Origin of the sequence: Spirosoma foliorum, from assembly GCF_014117325.1 — a bacterium.
Classification (GTDB): Bacteria; Bacteroidota; Bacteroidia; order Cytophagales; family Spirosomataceae; genus Spirosoma; species Spirosoma foliorum.
This window is the reverse complement of sequence record NZ_CP059732.1, coordinates 8,741,713-8,767,847: the sequence shown is the minus strand read 5'-3', so window position 1 is coordinate 8,767,847 and position 26,135 is coordinate 8,741,713. Positions and strand designations below refer to the sequence as shown.

General features: G+C 48.5%; 14 protein-coding genes. All 14 read right to left on the bottom strand.

Features of this window, described 5'->3' with window-relative positions:
- Nucleotides 1-75: 75 nt before the first annotated feature.
- A complete protein-coding gene (locus H3H32_RS36675) occupies nt 76-426 on the bottom strand; it encodes a hypothetical protein (protein WP_182460616.1) in 351 nt (116 codons plus the stop codon).
- Nucleotides 423-2,213 (bottom strand): hypothetical protein, encoded by a 1,791-nt coding sequence (locus tag H3H32_RS36670; RefSeq protein ID WP_220472586.1) that lies wholly within the window; start codon nt 2,211-2,213, stop codon nt 423-425. The genes H3H32_RS36675 and H3H32_RS36670 overlap by 4 nt, the downstream gene beginning before the upstream one ends.
- 13 nt (nt 2,214-2,226) lie before the next feature.
- Nucleotides 2,227-2,622: a hypothetical protein gene (locus H3H32_RS36665; RefSeq protein WP_182460614.1), complete on the bottom strand. Its 396-nt coding sequence runs from the start codon at nt 2,620-2,622 to the stop codon at nt 2,227-2,229.
- Between the two features lie 116 nt (nt 2,623-2,738).
- Nucleotides 2,739-3,860, bottom strand: coding sequence for a deoxyribonuclease V (gene nfi / locus H3H32_RS37235; protein WP_220472585.1), 1,122 nt, complete (start codon nt 3,858-3,860; stop codon nt 2,739-2,741).
- Between the two features lie 720 nt (nt 3,861-4,580).
- Complete coding sequence (locus tag H3H32_RS36655) at nt 4,581-5,018, bottom strand: hypothetical protein (protein ID WP_182460613.1); 438 nt, start codon at nt 5,016-5,018, stop codon at nt 4,581-4,583.
- Nucleotide 5,019: 1 nt separating this feature from the next.
- Nucleotides 5,020-7,341, bottom strand: coding sequence for a zinc metalloprotease (locus H3H32_RS36650; protein ID WP_182460612.1), 2,322 nt, complete (start codon nt 7,339-7,341; stop codon nt 5,020-5,022).
- A gap of 61 nt (nt 7,342-7,402) precedes the next feature.
- Complete coding sequence (locus H3H32_RS36645) at nt 7,403-7,660, bottom strand: hypothetical protein (RefSeq protein WP_182460611.1); 258 nt, start codon at nt 7,658-7,660, stop codon at nt 7,403-7,405.
- Nucleotides 7,660-8,622, bottom strand: a complete 963-nt coding sequence (locus H3H32_RS36640) for a hypothetical protein (protein ID WP_182460610.1) — start codon at nt 8,620-8,622, stop codon at nt 7,660-7,662. Before H3H32_RS36640 ends, H3H32_RS36645 begins: the two co-directional genes overlap by 1 nt.
- A 25-nt stretch (nt 8,623-8,647) precedes the next feature.
- The gene (locus H3H32_RS36635; RefSeq protein ID WP_182460609.1) at nt 8,648-12,145 is read right to left on the bottom strand and encodes a fibronectin type III domain-containing protein; all 3,498 of its coding nucleotides are present in this window, start codon (nt 12,143-12,145) and stop codon (nt 8,648-8,650) included.
- 120 nt (nt 12,146-12,265) lie between these two features.
- Nucleotides 12,266-14,404: a hypothetical protein gene (locus tag H3H32_RS36630; protein ID WP_182460608.1), complete on the bottom strand. Its 2,139-nt coding sequence runs from the start codon at nt 14,402-14,404 to the stop codon at nt 12,266-12,268.
- 42 nt (nt 14,405-14,446) lie between these two features.
- A complete protein-coding gene (locus H3H32_RS36625; RefSeq protein ID WP_182460607.1) occupies nt 14,447-23,206 on the bottom strand; it encodes a hypothetical protein in 8,760 nt (2,919 codons plus the stop codon).
- Nucleotides 23,199-24,278: a hypothetical protein gene (locus tag H3H32_RS36620; protein ID WP_182460606.1), complete on the bottom strand. Its 1,080-nt coding sequence runs from the start codon at nt 24,276-24,278 to the stop codon at nt 23,199-23,201. Before H3H32_RS36620 ends, H3H32_RS36625 begins: the two co-directional genes overlap by 8 nt.
- Before the next feature lie 15 nt (nt 24,279-24,293).
- The gene (locus H3H32_RS36615) at nt 24,294-25,448 is read right to left on the bottom strand and encodes a hypothetical protein (protein ID WP_182460605.1); all 1,155 of its coding nucleotides are present in this window, start codon (nt 25,446-25,448) and stop codon (nt 24,294-24,296) included.
- A gap of 52 nt (nt 25,449-25,500) precedes the next feature.
- Complete coding sequence (locus tag H3H32_RS36610; protein WP_182460604.1) at nt 25,501-26,127, bottom strand: hypothetical protein; 627 nt, start codon at nt 26,125-26,127, stop codon at nt 25,501-25,503.
- Nucleotides 26,128-26,135 lie beyond the last annotated feature (8 nt).

Below are 26,135 nucleotides of genomic sequence, written 5' to 3'. Positions count from 1 at the left end.
CAGTTTGATGAGCCCAGCCCCCTGAAAATAGCTGTTGCCCAGGGGCGAAAACCAGCAATGTTACGCTTACCTCATTCAGAGATGAGGTATAAATCTCTTTTCTACGGATAAAATATTGCCTTCTTTATCTTCTAACTGATAATCAAAAGAACTCCTAATATCTTCTTCATTTAGTTTCTGAGAAATATTAAATAGTATTGATAGTAAACTACTTTCGTCTTTATAATATCTACCTGAAAAGTAAAAGTCATTTTCATGAAATTTTTCAATTGAAAATTCCATGAAAGTATCTCTATATAGTAATACATCTTTTTTTTCGATCAAAGACATATTCTCTTTGTCAAAAATTGTTACCAAAGAAGAGAAAATATCTTCCATTCCTTTTCCTTGAATAGAGCCATATATGGCAATTTCTATGTTAATCATAAATTCATATACGGTTGTAAATCAAATGTTCCTCCCGATGTCTGGATAGTAATATTTTCAATATTCAAATTAGGGTAATCACTTTTAAGGGATGTATATAGCTCTTTGAAGCCAGGTATAATTTTATCGCTTGAGTAAGCACTAGCTTTGCGTTCCAGCATCGCTTTAGAAAAGCTCTTGCATTGATTATTGTACAGATTAGGGTTAGAATTGTAATCATTTGCAATGTCTACTAGTTGTTGCTTAGTTTGCCCTGATAAATCAATTGGAGTTCCGTTTTTCGTGATTCTATTCGTAAATCTATTTACTAAAAAATTATCAAAATCTATATCAGTTATAATTGCTGCCAAGTCTACGTCATTTGCATCAGGTGTTCTTAATGCTGACCCTTGTATTCTTACATCAGATGTTGATACTCCAATAGCATTTAAGCCTGTTTTAAGTTCTGTTTTAAAAGCATTAAACTGAGACAGGTCAGTAAATTTATAAGGATAACCTCGTTTCAAAACAATGGTGACGTAATTATCCATCTGCTGAATAACCTGTGCCGCATCAATTGGCTTAGCATCTCTACAACTAATAAACAGTAAATCGTCAATTACATTATCAGCAAGATTAAGTTCTCTCCCCTTGTTAATAATCTGTAATATTTGATCATCTGTATGTCTCAATGTAAAGTCTGTAGTATTCTGCAAGCGTATAACTAAGCGCTTCTTAAATGTATTAATTAAATCTACATCTATTCCCAACCCCACTTTCTGGGATATTGCCTTGAATTTGGCCACATACGTGTCGTAAGCCTCCTTTGCTCGGGCACTCACTCCACTGGCTCGCTCGGATAAACCAGCACTCAAACTGCCCCATTTACCACTCACCTTAGCCCACAAAGCCGGGTTACTCGATTGAATTTTACTCACCACCTGAGCAAAACGACTCTGTACCGACTCCAACCGGGCTACCGCTTGTGCCCCCTTTACCGTAGCGTTGCTGACGGCAAAAACCAGCAATGCTACGTTCACATCGTCGTACACATCCAGAAACTCCTGACCGCCATCTAACTGGGAAATCTCTGCCCGATACGCATCGATATGAGCCGTGCCCACCCCGATACTTAAATCGGCAATCAACAGGTAGATCGACCCCGAAGCCGCCAGCAAGCCACCACCTGTGCCTAACACCACGCCCTGCCACACATCGGCAAAACGGGTCAGGCCCGGACCCAGCCGATTCATTACCTCAGCAAAGGACTCCGACCCCTTGGGGTTGAATTTGATGAGTTTCTGCTGAGTTTTATCGTAATAGTAAAACTGTTCGGTGGCTAAGTTGCGAGTGGAGAGAACCCACCGACCATTGATGTACCAGTAGGAAACATCCTGCCACTCGAAGTAGAGCGTCTGACCCGAATTATAGCTGTAGACCTGAGCAGTGAACTTCTGCTTGTCGGTAGTAATGAATGTTTTGGGTTGGGCAGGGGTAGCTGAGTAGTAGGGTGTGTATTGATTGAGGAGTTGATAGGTAGTTTGGGTAAACCAGTCAGGTTGGTCGGGCAGGTCGATTTGGGGTTGGGTGATAGTAGGGGCCGCATCAGCAAACAAGGCATCGTCAGCATCCTCGAACCAGGAGATGATGATGCCCGGATGTTGAATCTGTTGCCACTGCCAATGAGTCAGCCGATTCCCTGACCCATAATCCATCAGGTTATCGGTACTCCCTTGTGGCACCTCATCGAAAGTGTGCTCGAGGCCAAAAGCACCATGCCCCAGCTCGTGAGCCAAGGTGTGAGCCACATTCCCGCCTGAGCTAATGAAACCCACTCCTCGCCCACAGGGCATATAACCCTGCACCGTAGCCGGGGAGAAACCACTTACCACAAACACATAATAGGTGTTCGACTCCTGAACTGTTCTGCTGGAAATAGCCTCGTTTCAAGGCGTTCATCTCCGAAGTGTATTGACTCAGGCTGGCATTGTCGCCTGCGTTCAACCCGTTTTTGTCACTATCCCAATCGGTGGCCAAGTAGGTATCGACCGTCACCTCCCAACGGGTTTGCGATGGCCCATAGATTAGGTTGAGGCTGCTTTGCAGACTGGCTGCATCAGGGGCAGAAGCTCCTCCCACCAGTACTACTTTTACCTTCTCTTGCTGATTCTCGTAGCGCACCACTTGCAGCTTGCCCACGGTGCTGGGGGGCTGCACTCCATTGTTGTAATAAGCATAGATGCCTTCCTCTCCGGTGGAACCTGCTTGAAGGTAAAAAGCGAAAAGGTTAGTAGAGCACTAACCTCGATCAATTTCTTGGATTGTTTTATTATTTATTTTTCATCTGGAAAATATAGGTTCAACTCCGTTCGCTCTTTCATTACCCGATTCACCAGTTGATCAACAGCACGGGTTGTTTCGGGCAAGCGATACTGAGGAGTTAATCGAAGCACCCATTCTCTGGCCGTTTCAAGACTCACTTTGTGGCCTACCGAAACAAATACTGGATTGATAGCGTCCTGCGTCCGCAAGGCAATACCTACAGCCTGGCTATCCCAGATCAAGGGCGAAAACGAACCGCGTTGAAGGTCAACAGGCTCAAAGAATCCTACTAACCGACTTTTGGCGCAGCCAATCGTGGGAACATTTAATTCGATTCCTAAATGGCAAGCCATTCCCACGCCTTTTGGGTGGGCTATTCCATGACCATCACAAACAATCAAGTCTGGTTTAATGGAGAGTTTTTTATAGGCTTCCACTAATGGAGGCACTTCCCGAAAGGAAAATAGACCAGGAATATAAGGAAAGTTGACGTCGTCTTCATGCAATGCTTGATCTACCACTTCCAAAGTTTGCGCATCCATCACGACTATCCCTGCTACCACTCGCCGTTCAAGTTCATTGTAGGCCACATCAGCCCCGGCCACATAACGAACCGAAGAAGGAAGCTGATCGGTTTGAATCACTTTCGTTCGGAGTTCATTTTGCAGGTTGTAATAAGGGATAATGTCCCAATCTCCTTCATAGTAAGGCTTTGTATCTTCAGATTCTCGCATAGTTAGCCAGTCATCATAGGTGCAATAAGTACCCCAATTATCTTTTTTAATGTTTGAATATTCTTTTCGTTTACCTTCTTTGTCAACCGCAATAAACTCAACTAGTTCTCCCATGTCGTATACAGAAAACCAATACCCGTATGCCTTTTGATAAATTAATCGATATCCATTATCTGCTCCTAAACGCTGAGTACCAATATAGATTACTTTACCATTCTTAGTATAATGGGCGACTTTGCCATTAGCGTGGCCTTCTTGATATTCATATTCCCAAATTTCACCATTCTCCTTAATATTAAAAGTAATCCCTTCAAATATTTCACTTTTGTATGTGGCAATATCATCAAGAACGCCACGTATATAAGTGATTTCTTCTCCTTGAACACGAATTGGTTTCATAGCCAACAAATTTTAACGATTACCAATCATTCTTACTCCTTGTGTAACAAACCAACAAGCAGCACAACGAGGAGGGCATGTACCTTGTGTATATTTTGAAAACATAGAAAATTATTCAAGTTTATTCGCAGGTAATGTAACTATAGGTATTCCTAATTTTTGTTCAAGAGCATATAACCTTACTTAAGACCTATACTTCTGAATAGGTCCAAAAAAGAAAAGAATTATCCTATAGATGTCTCTTAGTCCTGTATTCATTATCGCTTGTGGCAAAGCATCTAACAAGTCATTTTTTACTAAAATTTACTGTACTTTATTCTTGCTAGTAATAGTGGGCGAACTTCTACTGTCTTAAAAGCTATACCGGCATCTCGTTCCACAAAAGAGAACTTTCTTGTATACTTAGTATAAGTAAAAAAAATCTTGATTCTGCAAAGGATATTTTGGCTATTGATGGGTATATGGTTTTATCAGATGGAGGAAAATTTGGACTTACTGGAATGAGCTCGATGGCAAGATCCAGTAATTGGAGTGGCTAAAAACGATTTTATATCCTTACATAATTAAAAATATACAGAGTAGAGAGCAAAAACACTTTTTGCAACAACACTGGGCTATGATCTACAAGAATCTGGCAAAAAAAACACTCATAATGTATGGTAAATTTAGGATTCTGACTATCTTAAAATTAGCCGACCAAAAATGTAGAGAATAAGGGGATTAAACCTGTTCTCTGCGTACTCCTGTAATTAGCCTATTATCTACCTTAACAAAATAATTGCCATAGGGGTCATCACATTCAACATAGTCGGAATGATATAATTTAAAAACCAACTCAAAACCATCGGATAACTCGCTAAAAACAGGATTGTTAACTTTTCCATAATAAACGATAGCTTCTAATCTAAAATCATAAGAGCTAAAGGGTTCCTGTACACCAAAAGGGACTAACTTAATAAACTCCAATAGTAATTTAGATGAAGTATCATTGATTTTAGGAATATAATCATCGTCTAAGCCTGCAACAAAACGTTCTATTTCCACCCAATTCAATTCTGGTTCTTTCGATTTTATTTCAAACTCTATGTTCTGATTTAAAATTTCAATCTCTCCAATAAATGAATTAGTGAATTCATTAAAATAAAATCTCTCTTTCATTTTACTTACCTCCTAAAACTTTAACACCCTGGGTTATATGAAAACAACAAGGACATCTTTGCATAACCTTATCTGAACTGTTACGTATAAAAAGATCAAATTCTGAAAATGTCTCATTGTTGATTACTCTAGTCTTTTCTAATTCGTAAAGTGCATCACTCAAAGCCCTAACTTCTCCATGATAACCTGCTCTGCCTGCTGTAGTCAATTTATTTAAATTATCAATATCAAGAAGCTTATTAGCTAAACCTTCATTTACAACTTTACCTGTATTATCAGTTACACTGTTTCTAATAAAGTCCATATATTTAATTCTGTCACGGATGAGAGGGTGGGCTGTTTCCGTTTTAAAAGTTATTTCCATGGTACTTTCAGAACTTTTAAAATTCCTTCCCATAAATACTTTCCCCTCAAAACTTGGGTGTGTAACTCCGACTAAAACTTGCTCCGCATTAGTTGGTCCTGGTGCATCCATTACCTTTTTGATCAAATTCCCTAAATAACCATCTGGATGATTATCCAACACACTTTGGCAAGTCATAAATGCACCCGTCTCTGTTACATATCCAACTTTTTTGAATTGGCTACTATATGTTTTCCATAATCGAATTAAATCTATATCTGAGTTTAAAGTTCGCAAAACATCATCACTTGCCCCTGCAAAATCATCTAAGAATTTAGCTTTTGCAACCTCATCAAGTAGATTGACTTCACTTTTTAAAGTGGTAAGCCCTAAGTTATCTAGCTTATTCAGCCAGTTCCCCACCTTGTTAACCTCCGCTACTAATTCGGCGTCGGTCTCGGCTGGTAAAGGCGTGGTGCTACTCTCGCCAACTTCTCCTTTCAATTCCTGCTCCACCAAAGACTCTGACTCCTCAAACTCTCCACTGATCCGCTTGCCCACCAACGGATTGCCTGAGGAGATAGCTCCCTGATCCACCGCCTGAACCACCCGCTCCTCAATATCACTGGCCTTCACGAATCGACCCACCTTCCCACTGATCCGATTCACCGAACCAGCGATCACCTTCCGGGGAGCCGAGAAAACTTTACTCACAATCTGCTCGGTATACACCGGAATTACCACCGGCGGTGCTACCTTTCGACCAAAGGTGGCCAGCACTTTGGTCTTGAAACGAGCAAATGCCTGTGAGTTGAATACAGCCCCGAATGTAGCACTGCTCACCAGATTGGTCAGTAACGTGCTCGTCCAGTTAATGTCCTCCTTACTGAGGTATTTCCGAGCCGCATCCGAGGCCACTCCAATCAGAAAATCGGTGCTGGTTTCGACCGCTAGTTTAAGGGCGGCCTTCCCTACAGTACTGCCACTGAACTGAACGAATTTGAATAGACTGCCCGCTCCGCTGCTGGCAAATCCGGCTGCTGAAGCAATGGCCACATCGGGCCACCACTTAATTTTCCATACATCGACGTCTTTGTTGACGGTGGGGTACTGACTGAGGTAGCGTTGGTAGGTATTAGTGGTGAGTTGGACAGCTACTTCGACCACAGCACCCAATACAGCTCCAGCTAAGTTATCGATCAACGCTAGTTCGGCATCCTGTGGATCATCGAACCAAGAGATGATGATGCCCGGATGTTGAATCTGTTGCCACTGCCAATGGGTGAGCCGACTACCTAAGGCATAATCCATCAGATTATCGGTACTCCCTTGTGGAACCTCATCGAAGGTGTGCTCCAGGCCAAAAGCACCATGCCCCAACTCGTGGGCCAACGTGTGAGCTAGATTCCCACTCGAACTAATAAAGCCCACACCACGCCCTCGAGGCATGTAGCCCTGCACAGTGGCGGGCGAGAAACCCGCGACCACAAATACGTAGTAGGTATTCGACTCCTGACTGTTCTGCTGGAAATAGCCTCGTTTCAAGGCGTTCATCTCCGAGGTGTACTGGCTCAGGGTGGCATTGTCACCTGCGTTCAACCCATTTTTATCGGTATCCCAATCGGTGGCTGAGTAGGTATCCACCGTCACCTCCCAACTTGTCTGGGAAGGGCCATAGATTTGGTTGAGACTGCTTTGCAGGCTACCCGCATCAGGAGCAGAAGCTCCCCCCACCAGTACTACTTTTACCTTTTCCTGCTGATTCTCGTAGCGTACCAGTTGCAGCTTGCCTACGGTGGTGGGTGTCTGCACCCCATTGTTGTAGTAGGCATAAATGCCTTCCTCACCTTCACTGCCTGCCGGAAGATCAATCGTCCAGCTGTTGCCACTTAGCGTAGCTTTGAGGGGTGTTTTGCCAGCCCCATAAAAACTGATCTTATCCGCCGTGATGCCATTAGCCTGCTCCAGATGCGCACTCACCTGACCTGTTGCCTAGGTCAGCAACGACTGCCACGCTACCCGATAGCAGAATAACTAAAAATTATTCGCTTGAAGCATCAAGGTTATAGTCAGATCTTAAAAAGTCGGTCATTAACGCCGAAGGGAAAGCATAATTTGTTTTCCACTCCCACTCTTCTTCTTTAATATTGGGCATTTGCCAAAAACGCTCCATAAGGAACTCCTGATTGCCTTTAATAGTAATCACAATCCAGCTTTCGCAGTTATATCCCTGATTTTTAGGTATAATAAACTGTTTCTGTTGACTGTTATTAGTCTTATTAACGAGAACTTTGAACATTATTTTACAAACTTTACAGATGTGACATATTTGTATGTACCATCTACATTCTTGGCACCGTCAACACTTAAAACCTTTGAATAGCCATTTCTTGAAGCCATCTTTCCCGTAAATGTATTCAGTGCAGCTTCCTCAATTGTCATGACTCCTACATTTACTTTGGTCAGGATTAAATTATTAAAGGTATCCAAATTATCGCCTAATCCACTGAACCAAGTACCTGAAACACCTTTTATTGCTTCTGGACCACTATCTTCTGTAATACGAGAAAGGATTAGGTTAAACACATCTGATCCTTTGGCAACTTTGGCCCCTTCATCACCTATTTTAACATTTATTTCCAATTTAATGAAACCATTCTCAAGGTAGCCTGTACCAACCTGTGTAACTTTATCATCAAGAAAAACAAGGGCTTGTCCATCAAAAAACTCTGAATATAGAGTGCCACTATTATATATTGCTGATCGCTCTGTTAGTAAGCTTAGTACTTCCTCAGTGGTATATTCTTTCGAGAGAGTTTGGTTCGCAGTTAGCAACTTACTGATACTTGTTACCAGCCAGCCTACACTTTTGCCAGCAGCTAACCCAATAGCTGCCTGAATAGTTCCCTTATTAATAGCTCGAAGATAATCCAAATCCCCTAACTCTTTACCCTCACCTATTTGCTTTACCAAATCATCAGCTACTCCAGCGGCTCCATTGGCAATTACTTGACAAGCATCCCCACAGTTGTCCAGAAAGGACGTACCACAACTCACTAACGCATTGGGAAGTGAGATTTCATGTCCCCACTCACTGGGACTTTGACTGGAATGAAGGGCTGATAATACTATCGCCTGAACCATCAAATCCAACGCAATAGCCTGCCCACAGTCTTTCCACTTCTGAGCTATCAAACCATCCACAGCCGCTTGACCCGCTACCTCAGCGGCTAAAGGAGCTAGAACGGCAGCCGCCGACAACCCAAAAAATAACCTCGCCCCCGCATCAGCTAAGGCCCCCCCCGGAACTCTGACCAAAGGGCAGACCATCCAAAGATGACCGACAGTAGGGTGTACCCGTTTTAATCGAAGGATCATAATAGTAGAGCTCATACTGATAATGAGTGCCCCACGTATTCAAGAATTTGCGCACCCATAGCCGATGCACGGCTGGGCTCTCTGCCTTGGGTCTGATCAACCAGTAAGCCGAGCCATCGCCATAAATATCCCCATAGTAGGCCAGTTGGGCTTGGCCGGTGGCTTCTTCATACCAGTTGGTGTAGAAGTAAGTCGTCTTATCGACTAGTCGGGTCTGGTCTCGTTTAAGGGTGAGTGCTCCATAGTCCAGATTAACCACCGACAAAATCTGTTGTATGGTTTGGTAGGCGGATAGGTCGGCTAGTGCCTGACAGTCTGTATTGGCAGTTCTGGGTGCCACATCGGCCAGTAGGGCGGCATCATCGGCATCCTCGAACCAGGAGATGATGATGCCCGGATGTTGAATCTGTTGCCACTGCCAATGAGTCAGCCGACTCCCTGACCCATAATCCATCAAATTATCGATGCTGCCTTGTGGCACCTCATCGAAAGTGTGTTCCAGCCCAAAAGCACCATGCCCCAACTCGTGAGCCAAGGTGTGAGCCAGATTCCCGCCCGAGCTAATGAAACCCACTCCCCGCCCACGGGGCATGTAGCCCTGCACGGTAGCGGGCGAGAAACCCGCTACCACAAATACATAATAGGTATCTCTCTGCTGATTGTTCTGTTGGAAATAGCCTCGTTTCAAGGCGTTCATCTCAGCTGTGTACTGGCTCAGGGTGGCATTGTCTCCTGCATTCAACCCGTTTTTATCACTGTCCCAATCAGTAGCCAGATAACTGTCCACCGTCACCTCCCAACGGGTTTGCGATGCCCCGTAAATCCGGTTCAAATCCGTTTCCAGTTGGGCCCGCTCGCCATCGGCCAGGGCTGCTCGCCCAACCATGACTATTTTCACTTTCTCCTGCTGATTCTCGTAGCGCACCACTTGCAGTTTGCCCACGGTGGTGGGTGTCTGCACCCCATCGTTGTAGTAGGCATAAATGCCTTCTTCCCCTTCACTGCCGGCTGGCAGATCAATCGTCCACGAGTTGCCACTCAGCGTCGCTTTCAGCGGGGTTTTGCCAGCCCCATAAAAACTGATCTTATCCGCCGTGATGCCAGCCGCCTGCTCCAGATGGGCACTCACCTGACGAATCGTCTGGGTGGGCAATTCCTGCCAGCCTACCCGGTAACCACTCCCCAGACTCTGGTAGCGAGACGCCCAGGCCGCCTGGGCCGAATTCCAGCTATCGAATGTCCCCCCATCCACGCCTGGACCGGGACCGAACACCACCACCCCTTTGCTCAAATCCACATTGGCCAGATCCGAGCCCGACGGTCCTTCCACCAGCTTCTGCACCGATAGATAGGTCTGCTCGATGGTCTGACTCTTCAACACCGTCAACGCATCCGTGAGGCCAGCCGTGGACCCAGTGGTGCTGGCCTGTTTGGCTACCCCCAGGGCGGTCTGTACCGCCGTCAGATCCGCCTGCCAGTCGGCCAGAGCCGCCAGCACCGCCGGAGAGGCCGTAGACCCCGCTTCCTGAACGTACCGATCCAGCCGACGCTGGAAGGCGGCCCGACCCGCTTCGGCTACTTTGGCCAGTTCGGCCAGCTTCTGCTGCTGGGCCGCCGTAGGAGCCTGGCCCTTCAGGTCGGCCAGCAACTCGGCGGCTCGCTGGCGGGTTTCGCCCATCAACTCGGTGGGTGTTTTGATCAGGGCCGTGGCCGCATCGATGCCCGCAGCCAGACTGTTGTAGGTCGCCTGTACTTTAGCCCGCAGGTCAGCATCCAGCAGGGCCACATCCACCCCACTCACTTTGACCTGCCCATCCACCACACAGCCGCCTTCGCTGACCTTGATCCGATCGAAACTGACGCCCACCTTCACATTGTTCATGAAAGGCAGTTTGATGAGCCCAGCCCCCTGAAAATAGCTGTTGCCCAAGGGCGATACCGAGGTCAGAATCAGTCGAACATCGCCCACCCCAATCGCATCGCCTGCTTTCAGCTCGGAGCGAATCGGAATATCGGGCGGAACCGTGAGCTGAGGGTGTCGTCCACATACGAAGTCGTTGTAAATCTGGTTACACTGGGGCTCTTTGGCATTGATAGCCTCCCGGAGCTGATCGGTGGTGGCGTTCTCATCGAGTTTGGGCAGACTGGTGGAGGTTCCGCCCAAGGGCACGGTGATGGGCGTATCCATAGAGAGACTCTCATCGGCTCCAGTAGTGCTGCCTGCGGTGGCCAGCGAAGCCGAACGCAGCCAATCGGGGGTATACTCGCCGGGTAAGCTGTAGGCCTGAAGGGGCGAGTCGAGCGAGGGTTGATCGGCCCCATAGAGCGTCTGTACCTGAAACTGGTAGGCCTGACCGGGTTTAAGGTCGGTCAGTAAGAGGCCATTGCCAACGACCTCCTGTTGCTGCCATTGAAGCGCTCCGTTGTTCGGATCAACCACCGCCCAGCGCAGTCGATAGCCCGTGGCAGAGGGCTGGTTAGGCCAGCCAATGCGCAGCTGATCAGCCGCGACCGGGCTGATGGTCAGGTTGTCGGTAGCGTTCCAGGGGCTGCCGTAGGTGAAGGAAGCCACCTCACTATAGCCCTGATTGATAAACCCATCGCGGCCCCGCAAATCCTGGGCCTGCACCTGCCAGGCATAGCGCCGACCGGGCACCAGGGGCGGTTCGGCGGGGCCATAATAGAGGGCCGTTTGCGGGGTGGTGAACTCATAGAGGGGCTGTAGACTCCCCACCGTCACATTGGGGTCTTGATCGTCCCAGAGCTCAAAGAGCCGGAATCGGTAGAGGGTTTGGCCCACGCCATTGAGGGAGGCCGTGTTGCGGGGCATCCACTGAAACAACTGTTGCTGGGGCTGGCTGGCGGTGAGTTGGGCGTTTGCTTTGGGCAGCGTTAGCAGGGGCGGGTAAGCCAGGAACACCGAAAACAGGGCGGTTCCGGTATTGGAAACCTGTCGTCCCCGGTCGTATTCATAGGCTTCGATACTGAAGGAATAGAGTCCTTCGGGGAGTTGGCCGCCCTGATAGAGGAAGGCCGGATCAAGTCCCTGGATATCCAGATTCTGGGGCTGAAAATACTCGGCCAGTTCGGGCCCGGTCAGGGTAACGGGTTGTCCGGGGAGCAGGGTGAGGGGATGGGAAGGGAGGAACCCATCGCGGGTATGAATATCAATGCCCACGCCCTGTAGGTGGAGATGGAGGGCCACCTGGACCTGGGGTTTGGTGAGGTCTTTGAGTAGCAGATAGACCCGCAGCATCCGCTCGTTGGTGGTATAGTCCGTCCAGTTCAGCGAATAGGGTGGCATGACGATGGGCGTGGCCTGAACGGGATAATTCTGAGCGCGCAGGGTGTGAAACAACCCACTGAGCCAAACAAACAGAAACAGAATACGGAAAAGACGAGTCATGGGGAGGGTAATGTGAATGAGTGAATGGGCGAAAGAGTGAATGAGTGAATGAGTGAATGAGTGAATGAGCGAAAGAGTGAAATCCAACTGGGTCATTCGCTCTTTCTCTCATTCGCTCTTTCACTCTTTCGCCGGTAGTATGGCCGGAAAGCTGGCACTGAGTTTCGATTCACCATTGTCGGTAAATAGGGCCATTAGTCGGTATTGATAGGGCACATCGGGCACGATTTCCGTATCGATCCACTGGGTCAGCTTGCCATCAATAACTTTGTATAACGACAGGCGTTCGTTACCGCGCTGACGGTAGATCAGGTAGTGCTTAATAGCCTTCTGCGGGTAAGTCCAGTGAACGACAAACTGTCGTTTCGCCCGGTCGGCCTGTAGTTGGACATCCCGGATCGGCGGTCGAATACCCGACGAGAAAGTCTGGAGCTTTATGCGGCAGTCCCGTCCGGAGGTCAACCCCGATTCATCAATGGCCTGCAATACATATTCATACTCGGCTCCATAGCTCAGGGCTGTATCGGCATAGGTCAGCAGCGGGCGGTTAACCGGAAAGGTCAGCAGCGGGCGGAAGGTAGTATCGGGCAGTGTCCGTCGATAGAGCACATGACGGCTAACATCCAGACTCGAACTGAGTTTCCAGGCCAGTTGAATGGTCGAATCGGTTAGCTGATAGTTGGCAAAAACGGGTGCTGTGGGCGGAATTACATCGGGCCGTTTTACTCGCAGCGTATCCGACGAGCGCGAGGGGTTGTAGTGCTGGTCGAGGGCTACTACAAAATAATAGATGTATTTATCCAGTTGTTTGAGCGACACCGTGTCGGTAAAGGTGGTCTGAGTCTGTGTTTTTTTTGTGATCAGACTATACTCATGGTTTTTCTGGCTGGAACGATACACCCGGAACCCCATCAGATCATTGTCGTCGGGAGCCTTCCAGCGCAAATTGACCACGCCCTCTTTAGATACCGTGGCTGTCAGGTTGGTGGGCCGGGCGGGTGGAATGGAGTCACTTAGTTGAACCAGCAACGGGTAAGAGGTATGTTCGTGTCCGCCCCAGTCAAGCGCTACAATGCGGTAATAGTTGGTTTTTTCGGGTTTCAGGTCGACAAAGGCACGTTCGGTACGTCGCAGAGGTGTTTTAGAAAGATATGTGTACTGCCCCCCCAGCGCCTTGGCCCGCACAATATCGAACCCGCGGATGTCTCGGGCCAGACTATCGGGGAAATTCCAGTGCAAGGCTACTTTATTGGAATCCAGCAGGGTATAAATCACTTGGGTAGGTCCCGACAAATCGGTTCGATAGGCAAAGACATCCACCGAAGCCGATGGAGGGCTATACTCGCCAAAGGGGGTAATACCCCGTACCCGGTAGTAGTAATGTTTATATAGGGTGGGCACTTTATCCATTTTTGATCCATAGGGTCCAGTGGAATCGGTCGGCGGGGCGGCTAGCAGGGGCTGCGGACTTATCGATCGGTACTGTTTACCGCCATCGTCGGATCGTTCAACCACAAAGGCCGAGTAGGTCATGGGTTTTCCGGCATCCCACCGTAGTAAGGTGGTGCTATCGGCATAGTGGAAGGTAAGCTGTTCAGGACGGGGAACGATGGTTGGCACCGACGGAGCCAGCAACACACGAGCGGTATCGGGCGTGGCTTGTCCCGGAGTCAGGGCAGGGTACTGGATAAATACCCGGTATTCATAGCGTTCATTCGCTTTTACCGTACGGTCGGCCAGCCTTAATCCCATAGCCACCGCTACCCCAGGCGACATATCCGCCGAAAACAAGGCGAGGATGACCCGTATGTTTTTATCGTTCTGAAGCTCTTTTTCGGTATTGGGTTCTTTTTTTGCATCTGGTATGGGCGTAATAATGGACTCTTTGCCATACAGCAACCCACCGGCTACCCGGGCATACTTGTCTTTTTTCTCGGCGGCATCCCAGTACGACTTTGGTAAGGGACGTAGCGGCTGAGTAGTCAGAACCGTTCGTTCACGGGGAACAACTGGTTTCCCATCTCGCCAAAACGTAGTTCGAATTACCTGATAGCCGAATTGATTGCCCGCTTGCCAGGTCTCATAGTTCAGTGGCGACCAGCGCAAAATGACGCCGGATTTCTCCACTTTAGCCAACATGGTCAATGACGTTGGGTTGGTTGTATGAGGCTGACCTTGCCCTACACATAGTCGAACAACAAGTAGGTTCAGTGCTGCGACAATCAGGAGATATAGCTTTATAAAAACAGACTTCATCATCGTTTAAAAAGTAGCTGACAGATGTACGTGAATTACTTTCCCTTACATCTGGTCATAGGGTAAATAGGTGGGATTCGTATAGAGTCGATTAGGGTCATCCCGCAGATTCAGCTGAAACTGTTGCTGTTGCTGCTGGTCATATAGCTGCTGATTCTGATTGATCACAGACGTATCGACCGTATTTTGCTGATAGGGCGTATACGAGTTATTGAGCAGATCATTCTGATTTACATACGGTTGCGGATCCCAATTGTCGACTGGCGTAGTCGGGTCAGTTGTCCCTGGCGTTGGGTCTGCTGTTGGCGTAGGATCAGTTGGTGTCACCGTTGGGGTTGTGGTCGGAGTTGTGGGTGTAGCAGGCCAGTAACAGTTACCTAACTGATCGACTTCACCCTGGCTATTGACGTGTAACCATCGTCCATCGGATAGTGTAAAGTAAGCCGATGGTGCCATACTCGTTCCCCGCTCCGTTGTGTAAAGCTTTATACCTGAATAGAGCTGCCCATTTTCCGTGTAGAGACTCGTGCCAAACGTCTGAGTCTGATCACAGTTAGCCGCTGACCCAAAGAATACGGGGCCTCCCGAACTAGCCACTTTGGGCCGTGCCGGGCTGGTATCGATCGGATCAGTGGGGAATGTTGTGGGCGTAGTTGGCGTTGTGGTTGGTGTAGTCCCCGTTAACTGATCGGCCGAACAAGTACTAAAATCGGCGATTAATCCACCACTGACCTGCAACCAACCTCCGTCAGGCGTTTGAGTCTTATAGTACCCATCGGCTAGAGTGGACGACCCATCTTCATTGGCATAAGCTGGTGCTCCCCGCTGCATATCATCATGCGTGGTATAGAGGGAGTTTATGGAGGTGGTTGGCGCGGGACACACCCGATCCGCACTACTTTCTCGGTAGCTCAAGCTAGTCACCAACCGAATCCGGTTGGGATCTACAGTCGGTGTGATGGGGGTAGGGTCTGGTGTGGTTGGCGTAGTAGGCCAGTTACAGTTCTGCAACTGATCCACTTTGCCGTCCTGGTTAGTATGTATCCAGCGACCATCACTCAGGGTAAAATAACGGGATGGTACGGGATTGGTAGCATCCGATGAACTATACACTTTACTATCCAGACCCAGCTGACCGTTCTCTGTATAGAGAGCCGAATTAAAGTTTTGGCTCTGGTCACAGTTAGCGGCATCCCCAAACACAGGTCCACTTGACAGGGCGGCTTGCTGCCAGTTGTTGGTCACCACGGGGTTAGGATCAGATGGAGTCGTTGGTGTTGTTGGTGTAGTACCTGCTAACTGATCAGCCGAACAGATGCCAAAGTCTTCAATAAGTCCATTACTGACCTGCAACCAGCCGCCGTCTGGTGTCTGCGTTTTGTAGAACCCGTCGGTCAAATTAGCTGATCCATCTTCATTGGCATAAGCTGGAGCCCCTCGCTGCATGTCGTCATGCGTGGTATAGAGGGAGTTTATGGAGGTAGTTGGCGCGGGGCACACCCGATCCGCACTACTTTCTCGATAGCTCAAGCTAGTCACCAACCGAATCCGGTTGGGATCTACAGTTGGCGTAGTAGGCCAGTTACAGTTTTGCAACTGATCAATCTTCCCCTCATTGCTTGTGTGTATCCAGCGACCATCACTCAAGGTGAAATAGCGAGACGGCACAGGATTGTCGGCATCGGATGAACTGTAGACTTTACTATCCAGACCCAACTGGCCGTTCTCGGTGTAGAGAGCGGAGTTAAAGTTTTGATTCTGGTCACAGTTGGCGGCATCCCCCATCGTAGGTCCACTCGATAAAGCAGCCTGCGGCCAGTTGTTAGGTGTTACCACTACCACGGGGGGCTGCACGTCTGGAGTCACCCGCACACTGATCCCACTCGTCAACGCACACTGAGCAGAACAACCGTCAACCTCACAGCTGAACGTGTAAAAACGGCTGGCATCCTTGATCGCCTGTACCGAAATAGTAGCATTGTTGCCTAAGTCGCTGTTTTCCTGCTGATTGACGAACCACTTGACCGTGCCCGTGCAGCCATCGGCCCGCAAACTGAACCATTGCCCATCGGTGCCTTCCAAAATGCGTTCTCCTGACGCAATGAAGCTAGCATCCGTTTGAACAGAAAGGTCTTCACTTTTAGCCCCTTTGATGCTAATAGTCAACTCATTGGAGGGTTCGGAAGGACAACCTTCCTTAACCGAGCAGCGAGCTGTGTAGTTGGTATCGTTCGAAGGGGAAACAGTAATACGACTTCCTGTTTGCCCGTCCGACCAGGTAATGGTGCCTCCCTCGCAGCCGCTGGCGGTTAAGCCCACCGATGCTCCCCGACAAAGGCTGGATTGGTCGGCGGTGATGGAAGGGGCATTAGGCAGCGTACCGCAGGGAGTTGAAGTCCAGCCACAGTTGTTGAGTTGATCAACCTTTCCTTCCTCCGTAGTGTGTATCCATTGGCCATCCTTGAGGGTGAAATAGCGGGACGGCACCGGACTGGTCGCATCGGATGAACTATACACTTTACTGTCCAGATCCAACTGGCCGTTCTCGGTGTAGAGCTTATAGTCGAAGGTCTGTCCATCAGCGCAGTTGGCAGCATCCCCCATCGTGGGTCCACTCGACAGCGCAGCTTGTTGCCAGTTAGTGGGCGTTACCACCACAACTGGAGGCACCTGAGCTACGCGCACGCTGATGCCATCCTGAGTAGAACACTGGCTGGAACAACCCTCACTCTCACAGCTAAAAGTGTAGAGCTTACCTTGCTCACTGGCCTGCACTGAGATATTACTGTTGATACCCAGTCCTGTATCTTCCTGCTGGTTGACGAACCACTTGACTGTGTTTGGACAACCATCGGCTCGCAAATCAAACCACTGCCCATCGGTACCTTCCAGGGTTCGCCCTCCTGAAGAGGCAAAACTAGCACTGGTTTGTACCGATAAGTCCTCGCTCTTGGCCCCTTTGATGCTAATGGTCAGCTCATTGGAGGGACTGGAAAGACAACCTTCTTTAACCGAGCAACGAGCCGTGTAGTTGGTGTCGCTCGAAGGCGAAACGGAAATACGGCTTCCCGTCTGTCCATCCGACCAGGTAATAGTGCCTCCCTCGCAGCCACTGGCTGTCAAGCCCACCGATGCTCCTCGGCAAAGGCTGGATTGGTCGGCAGTGATGGAAGGGGCATTGGGCAGGGTGCCGCAGGGATTAGAGGTCCAGTTACAGTTTTGAAGTTGATCAACCTTTCCTTCCTCCGTAGTGTGTATCCACTGGCCATCCTTGAGGGTGAAATAACGGGATGGCACCGGACTGGTCGCATCGGATGAACTATACACTTTACTATCCAGACCTAACTGGCCGTTTTCAGTAAAGAGCTTATAATCGAAGGTCTGTCCATCAGCGCAGTTGGCGGCATTCCCCATCGTAGGTCCACTCGATAAAGCAGCCTGCGGCCAGTTGTTAGGTGTTACCACTACCACGGGGGGCTGCACGTCTGGGGTTACCCGCACACTGATCCCACTCGTCAACGCACACTGAGCAGAACAACCGTCAACCTCACAGCTGAACGTGTAAAAACGGCTGGCATCCTTGATCGCCTGTACCGAAATAGTAGCATTGTTGCCTAAGTCGCTGTTTTCCTGCTGATTGACAAACCACTTGACCGTGCCCGTGCAGCCATCAGCCCGCAAACTGAACCATTGCCCATCGGTGCCTTCCAAAATGCGTTCTCCTGACGCAATGAAGCTAGCATCCGTTTGAACAGAAAGGTCTTCACTTTTAGCCCCTTTGATGCTAATAGTCAACTCATTGGAGGGTTCGGAAGGACAACCTTCCTTAACCGAGCAGCGAGCTGTGTAGTTGGTATCGTTCGAAGGGGAAACAGTAATACGACTTCCTGTTTGCCCGTCCGACCAGGTAATGGTGCCTCCCTCGCAGCCGCTGGCGGTTAAGCCCACCGATGCTCCCCGACAAAGGCTGGATTGGTCGGCGGTGATGGAAGGGGCATTAGGCAGCGTACCGCAGGGAGTTGAAGTCCAGCCACAGTTGTTGAGTTGATCAACCTTACCCTGGTTATTGAGGTGTATCCATTGTCCACTGTCCAATGTGTAATAGGCGCTTGGTGCTAGCTTATCGTCGCCTTTATCGGTTGTGTACAGCTGCGTTCCAGTCGTGAGTTGAGTACTGGTTGAATACAGTTTATAGTTAAATGTCTGACTCTGATTGCAATTAGCTGCATCGCCAAACTGTGGGCCTGCCGAAAGAGCCAGTACTGGCCGGGCAGGCGTGGTATCGACTGGGGGTTTCTCCTCCGGCTTTACCTGCACAATCACACCCGATTGAATCGAGCACTGACTAGAGCAGTTATCTACTTCACAGGTAAAGGTGTAAAGCTTTCCACCTGATTGACTGGCTTGTACAGAGATCCTAAGACCAGTTAAACTGGCGTCTTCGTTCTGATTAACCGACCATTTGACAGTACCCGTACAGCCGTCGGCGGTTAAGTCGAAAAACTGCCCGTCTGTACCTTCCACTATAATGGGCTGGGTTCGGGATACATCTGCCGAGATGGCAGAAGATTTAACGATTAAATTCTGGCTATCAACCCCATTCACCGTAATTACGACCTCATTCGATGGCTGGGTGGGGCAGTTTGGCAGGAAGTTGCAAACCGCCGTATAGGTTGTCGTTATGGTGGGTGAAACGGATATGGAGCGCCCCTTTTTCCCCGTCGACCAGGTTACTTCACCAGAAACGCCATTCAGTTCACAGGCCTGTGCCGTAAGTATTACCGACTGACCGATACAGATGGTCGTTTTATCGGCACTGATCTGGGGAACAGAAGGAAGTGGATCGCAGGGATCTTTAGGCACAATGGGTTGGCAGGGGGCCATATTGTACACCTTACCTTCTGATAGCTGCATCCAGTATACATTATCCTGGTACAGAATTCGGTAGAGCCCACTGGCCAAAGGTGTCGTGGCGCCCCCATCGACAAAAACCGGAGTGTTTAGGCTCAATGCATACGAACGACCATATAAAGACTCATAAGCAGCCTGGGTTGGGGGGGTTGATAAACCACATAATGTCTTTTTGAGCTCATCCAACGAACCCTTTGTGCCACCTGTAATATCGCTCTGACTAAACCACTGCTGGTTGTCTTTTGAGGCAAGAAGCTGAGCTGGAATGGGGTAGTTGGTTGTTCGGATTGTCCAGCCAGCTATAGGTTTCACCGCTAAACAACCGTCGCTACTCTTACCTATGGTAAACTGTTTGGTCGACAATCCAGCCACCAATTGCTGTGTACTGCCCGTTTGATCCCCTTGTACAAATACCAGATTTAGGGCAGTTGGTACGGAATAAGCCGTCGGTACAGGGTCGGCATCACTATAATAGCTTTTGATGGTATAGGTAACCGGCGCATCCGAGGTTGTAGCGGGCTGACAATCGACTGTTAACAAATGGTTCGTATAGACCTTGCTTTCAATGGTAATGTTCTCCGGAATCGTAAAGGGAACGGAATACGTTTTCTGATTGGAAGCGAGTGTAAACGCATAAGACCCTGGTGCTGGTAGATCAGGCAACTTCATCGTTTGCGCCTGACTACACAGCCCCTCGGCAGGATCATTGCAATTGGCCAGGTAGTTGTTCTTCGCATCCTCAAACTGGCGGGTAGCTTCTTCGACCGGATCAAAGGTGATGGTCAGGTTGACTAAATCACTCGGTTCCTGACCGCTCTGAAGGCTAAGAAATCGATCCTGCCAGGCGTTAAAGCTGGCTGGAAATGTATAGCTGGAATTCAGGCTCTTAAACTGATTTTGGGCATCGCTAAACCAACCCTCATCTGTTTTTAAGGCAGGTTCACTACTCCACTCGCCAACACCGAACAATTCAAAATCTGACGAATTCAGGGAGGCTGTATAAAAAGGGTATTGAGGTGCTCTCAGGTTTTTCGTAAAGGATAGTTTTTGGGCTAACGCAGCAGCTTTGTCGGCAAAGGTTCCATAACGACTAACCCGGAAATACTGACCTGACAGCAAATCGACCTCTGGGCTCGTTGCAATAGCACTGCGCGTAAGCTTTAGCTCATAGACACCACCGGGCTGTAGGCTTGATGGAAAGTCATATGTAATTGTCTTATCACTAATCTGTAAGATCAGTGGAATGGCCTCTCCCCCATTTCTGGGTATTAACTGACCGGTCAATGTTCCTCCCTGCGTGAATGCGCTCACCTGATTACTCAAAATCAACTGACCTTTGGGGCGGTCAACAGTATATACATTATACTGATCGCTGGCAGGATACATGGATTCAATATTGGCCTTGTCGATCCGGGTAATGGTCTGATCACCCGTGAAGAAGGTAAAAGTCGCATCCTTCCGAATCGGACTTCCATCTGCCTTAACCGATTGTTTCCATTCACCTGCAATCAGTTCCTGAAAAACAACCGACAGATTAGCTCGTATCTGCGAGTTGGCAGGCATGGGTGCCGCCAGCGCATACGCTACGTCTTTACTACCCGACTTACTTTGCAAACTACCTGTCAATACAGTCCCGTCACCTGTTTTTAGCTCAAGCTTCTCGATGTGTACCCGAAATGACCTGCCATCTAAACCGGGAACTGTAAAGGGCACCTCCGGTTCATTCATCAGGGTGAACCGGGGTGTTGTCAACACACTGACATTCTGCTCACCATCTTGTGGATATGTATTCTCAATCAACACATAATCCTGCGAAACATCGTAGTTTTCTGGTATTTCGAGTTCACACTTATCCCCCGCCTGAACGCGAACGTCAAAATGCATGCCCCAGAGATTTGCCGCAATAACGCCCATAACCCAGGAGGGATTTGGGGCCTTTACCTGAAACAAAACGCCCAGGCTCATATCGATTACAGGCAGCATGAACGCACTGAACTTAACCCAGGCGCCTGCGTACAATTGCCCTTCACCCCGCCAACTATTTAATCCAAATGTCCCTGAGCGGCCTACACAGTTAAATCCGGCCGGATATTTTTTTATCATGATATCGAACCCGGCCGTTAGGCCAACGTCGTAACTCACGATCTTATAATCACCTTGCGAAGACAAAGTCAGGCTGGCGCCAAAGGCCATTCCACGGGCATCTACTAAATCGCCTTTTGACAGTTTATTGTCAGGCGTAATGCCAAAGATGTTTGGCTCGGGGGTAGGAAGCTCCGGGATGTCATGTCCTAGCATGAAATAGGCTGTGGCATTTGCCGCCAGTACATGTACCCGAATCCGCTCAGCAAGTGGTGCTTTCCCTATATGAACAAACCATTTGTCTGGTCCAAAATAAAAGGCCCCCTCGCCATGAGCCGATAGGATATCTTCTAACCCTTGTGTATATACGCCTAGCTTGCCAAAGAATGAGTGCCCGCTTACATCATAGGTTAACGCCAAATCGGCGTTCAGCGAAAACCCACCATTATCCAGTAGGAAAGCTGTCATGGAACGTGAGAGGGTCTGCGCTTTGGAGTCAACACCTAATTTGCCCGCCAGATCAGCAATACTGGCCGTATAGGCATTCGACAGATCGATCATCTTCCCGAGCGCCTGCGTGACTTTGTCACCAACAACCGTTTCTAATCCGGCCACTACTTTCAGAGAGCCCAGTACCCCGATCCTGTCCAGGCCACCATTGTTATTCATCGCTATTTCCAACCCAGCACTGGCTCTGAAAATATCGCCTGCCGTGGGCCCTAAAAACAGGGAAAATTTGGCACCCCAGTTAACCGTATTGGTGGGCCGATAAAACAGGCCAGTAGCCGTTCGACCAAATGAACTCCCCTGATTGCCAGTCGTGTAAGGCTTCATATGCCTGTAGCCACCGCCAGCCATTCCTTTGATGGCAATACCACCCGCAATTGGAATAGTAATACCTGTTAAGCTACCATCAACATACCAGTATCGATAGTTATTTATGCTGCCAAATAGCGCTAAAGACGAAATCTCGATTTTTTTCTCAAGAATACCCACGGTAAGGTTTAACGATCCCTGGAACCCTTTCCCATAATCAGGATCATCTTCAAAAAAATGGACCATCCCCGAAAACGTAAGAACGTTTATTTCGCCACTGACGCGTACATCGCCAACACCAATCCGGTCATTTACCCAAAAATGGCGGCCTGATCGATTTTCAAAATGGCCGATAATATCAAAGCTTCCACTTGCTTTGATATTCCCCGCATTGTTAGCCCCGATTTCGTCGAAGTTAAGCCCCAGGCCAATGCCAATGCGGGCGTTACCGTCTCGCACGGCTACCTGTAACCCATCAATCGTGGCGGGAAAAGTGCCAAACTTAACCTGCCCATTTAGTCCACCCTGAAGCGCTCCAATGGTTAGATAGGGGTCATAGGTAAACAGTTCTAATCGCTCAAACTGAAAACTGGCTAACTCTGTCCCCAGCACAGGAGCCGCAATTTTCATCTCACCATTCAACACAGCATGCGCGTTAAACTGCCCTGCTTTTAAGGCCAGGGTTATGGAGGAGTTTTCGTAAAGCTTTAGATCGGCTGTTTTGAACAGGCTGAATGAAATGGCATCTCGATTGGAGACGGTAAAGGCATAATAGTCATCCATGGGATTGATGACCGCCACATAACCTAGCTGTTCCCGTTCCGCCATAATAGCTATCCGAATTCCCCCTTTCAGCGAACCACTGGTAACCCGGCTCTGTACCAGATTAATTCGGGCTTCATCGAGCGAAATATCCCATCCGTTTAGATCGCCCTCGTCAAGTGTCATCAGATTCGCACCATAGATTTCGCCCGATACGCCTAAGCGATCAATCATCAGGCGATCTGCGCCCACTTCGATGCGCCCCCCCCCCTGTTCGCTTTTTAAAGTATTTAGGAAAGCGAACGGCTACTTTTCCAATATAGACCCCTCGCCAAAGCTCACCCGATGTTGTGGCATAGCCAAGTGGTAAGGCAAAGTTTGCCGGATTTTCGGCATCACTCAAATCCAGATAAGCTTCCTGTACAACGAAGCTAAACCCTTTCATTTTAGCCATCTGGAAAGGTTGCAGGCTGATTCGTATCAACATATTATTCCAGTCACCTATATTGGCCAGTGAGAAGCGTGATTGAACCTGCCCATCACCCGGCTCTCCTGTTTCTGGGTTATCTGGTACAATCAACGAACGGTCGAACGTAACAAGGCCTTCCAGCGAAATACTCTTGAAGCCATTGCAGTCGAAACTGAATTTGTTGCCGGGTCCTGTAAGCTGAACGGAAATTTTATCCCCTAACGGAATGGACTTCAGGAAAGGAGCGGCCAGTAATTGTATGTCCCCGGACTTGATGCCGCCACTTCCACTAAATTCGAGATTTCGGGCGCCAAAATAAAGGCTTGTTCCATCAGGTGTCGGTACCCGTGCTACAATCGTCAGGAAATTGCCAGTTGGCGTAAAAACCAGCTCATCGATAGCCAGTTCATACGTTACACCGCCAATATCTTTGGAAATAACCACCGGTAATTTGCTGACAAAATTGAGCGCCAATAAATCCGTAACCGTCTTTCCTACTTCTTTTGCTTTGGTGAATATGGCTTCAACCTGTTCGCCAGTAATTGGGTCGGCGAGTCGCTTGCCTTGTGGATCGACAAAATAATGCTGGCCATCATCGAAAGGATGGAGCAATTCGCCGTTCTCCAACACAACTGGATGCAGACCTAAGGCGGCTGTCTCCAATGGCGAATAAACGCGAATAGTTTTGACTGGTATGGCATCTGTACTATCCCTGACTGCTGCAAAACAGGTTACACCCATCGTGTTTACGAGCAAAACTATCAACGTCACCCAAAAAATCAGGGTACGAATCGAGTTGGGGAGTGTATAAATAGATAGGGGTATAATGGACTGCATAGAAAGAATGGTGTGTTAATGAGATTGAGCGCGTGCAGTTTGGAGTACCGTGAATTGGTAAGCATACCCCAGAGTGGTCGTTATCTCCTGAAAAGACGGAAGTTGTGAGTCTGTAGTAATCCCCTGATTTCGATTTAGATAAATGACGTTTAAATTGAGTGTATGCTTTTTCTTGAGTACATAATTCACGGCCATACGCGCGTTTATTACATTCACGGGTTGGGCGTTCGGGAGCTGAATCGCCGGGTCGGTTTGCCGGGTAGTTGCCCGGCTATACGTGGCTCCTGCCGTAGCTCGTAACTGCTCGTCAAACCAGCTTTTTGTTAGGCTAAGCGAAGGCCCCCACATTAGGTCATTGACAACCTGTAAATCATTCCGACTGAGGATAACGGCGGCCCCCAGGGTTAAATGACGAGGACGCAGGGTATGCCCATAATTGAGCGAAGCATTATAAAGACGTGAATGATTCTGGGTGTTGCCCTGCTGGTCGGCTCCCGATTGATAGATAAAATTGGCAGACAGTGTCCGGCTAACGTCTTTAGACGATGGCAACTGAACGTTGAAATTTGCCAGTAAGCTCTGATTGATCTGCCGAAAATTCAGCGTATCGAGGGCGTTGTATGGTGTAATCTGGGTTAAATAATCGTAACTGGAGCGCAGGTTTGAATAGCTGGCAAAGCTGGAATAGGATAGAACCGCGTTCAAGTGCTCAGAAGGCATCCAGTTGATGTTTGCCGCACCTACCCATCGATTCAGCGTTTGCAGCCGTTTCCCATCCAGATTATCCCGTTGAAGTCCCGCGTTTGCTGCCAGTGAAATCTTGCCTTGATTGAGCTGCGTGGCGAACGAAGCCGCTATACTTTCTAAATTGTTATTGAAATAATAAGCCGCTAATGTGCGATACTCAGGATCAACCCGACTATAGTCTAATCCGGCTGTAATGCCACGGCCTTTATACGCAATGGATGTACGAATCGCTTTTTGATAAACTGTAGACGCATTGGCAGAAAGAAGCCCACCAAATGAATTCAACATTGTTCGACCTCGTATTGACGCTGGTGCCCGCTGGTCATTTACAATTCCCGACACAGCGAATTCGGCATTAACGAATAGCTTTTTGGCGAACAACTTCGCTAGTTTTACCGACCCCACTACGTTTTGCTGGGGCAAAATATGAAGGCTATCCAGGCTATAGGGAAGTGATGAAATCTGGTCCTGAGCTTTATTCGGCTACATCCTGTTGATGTTTGTAGCCGAGTTTGATGCCCATGCCAATACGCTTATAAGATGGTCGGTTGTTCTGGTACTGATACGATGTATCTACCAGTACGGCAGGCTGTAGTGTGCCATATAGTAAACTAAAATAGACGGGTTGTTTGGGGGATTTATACTCCATCCCCACTCCCTTGTAGCGATAACCCGAAACGGTATACGGCGAAAATGTCAGTGCACAGGTACCCAGGTGGAGGGTTAAACCTTTATAGGTAGGACGTAGTACAAGCCGGTTAAAGGGTTGCGTAAATGGATTGGCCTGACTAAAGGGCTGACTGAAGGTTACATTTTGATTGGAATAACTGAAGGTAACCGGCATATTAATTTTGCCAAAAAGGTTAACATTCAGGTTTCCCGTGTAGAAAAAATTAAAGGGAGTACGACGGTCATCAATACCGGAAGCCGAATAGAACAGGTGATTAGCCACAATATTCCCCGTAATTTTTACACCTTCTTTAAAAAAGGAACTGGGTTTCATTGTGGCTAGCTGGTCAAGATTCTGGCCTTGTCCAGGCTGAGTTATCCAGATACCAAGTAAGCCGATCAAAATGGTTTTTACGAATAGATGTTTCTTCATAGTGTACG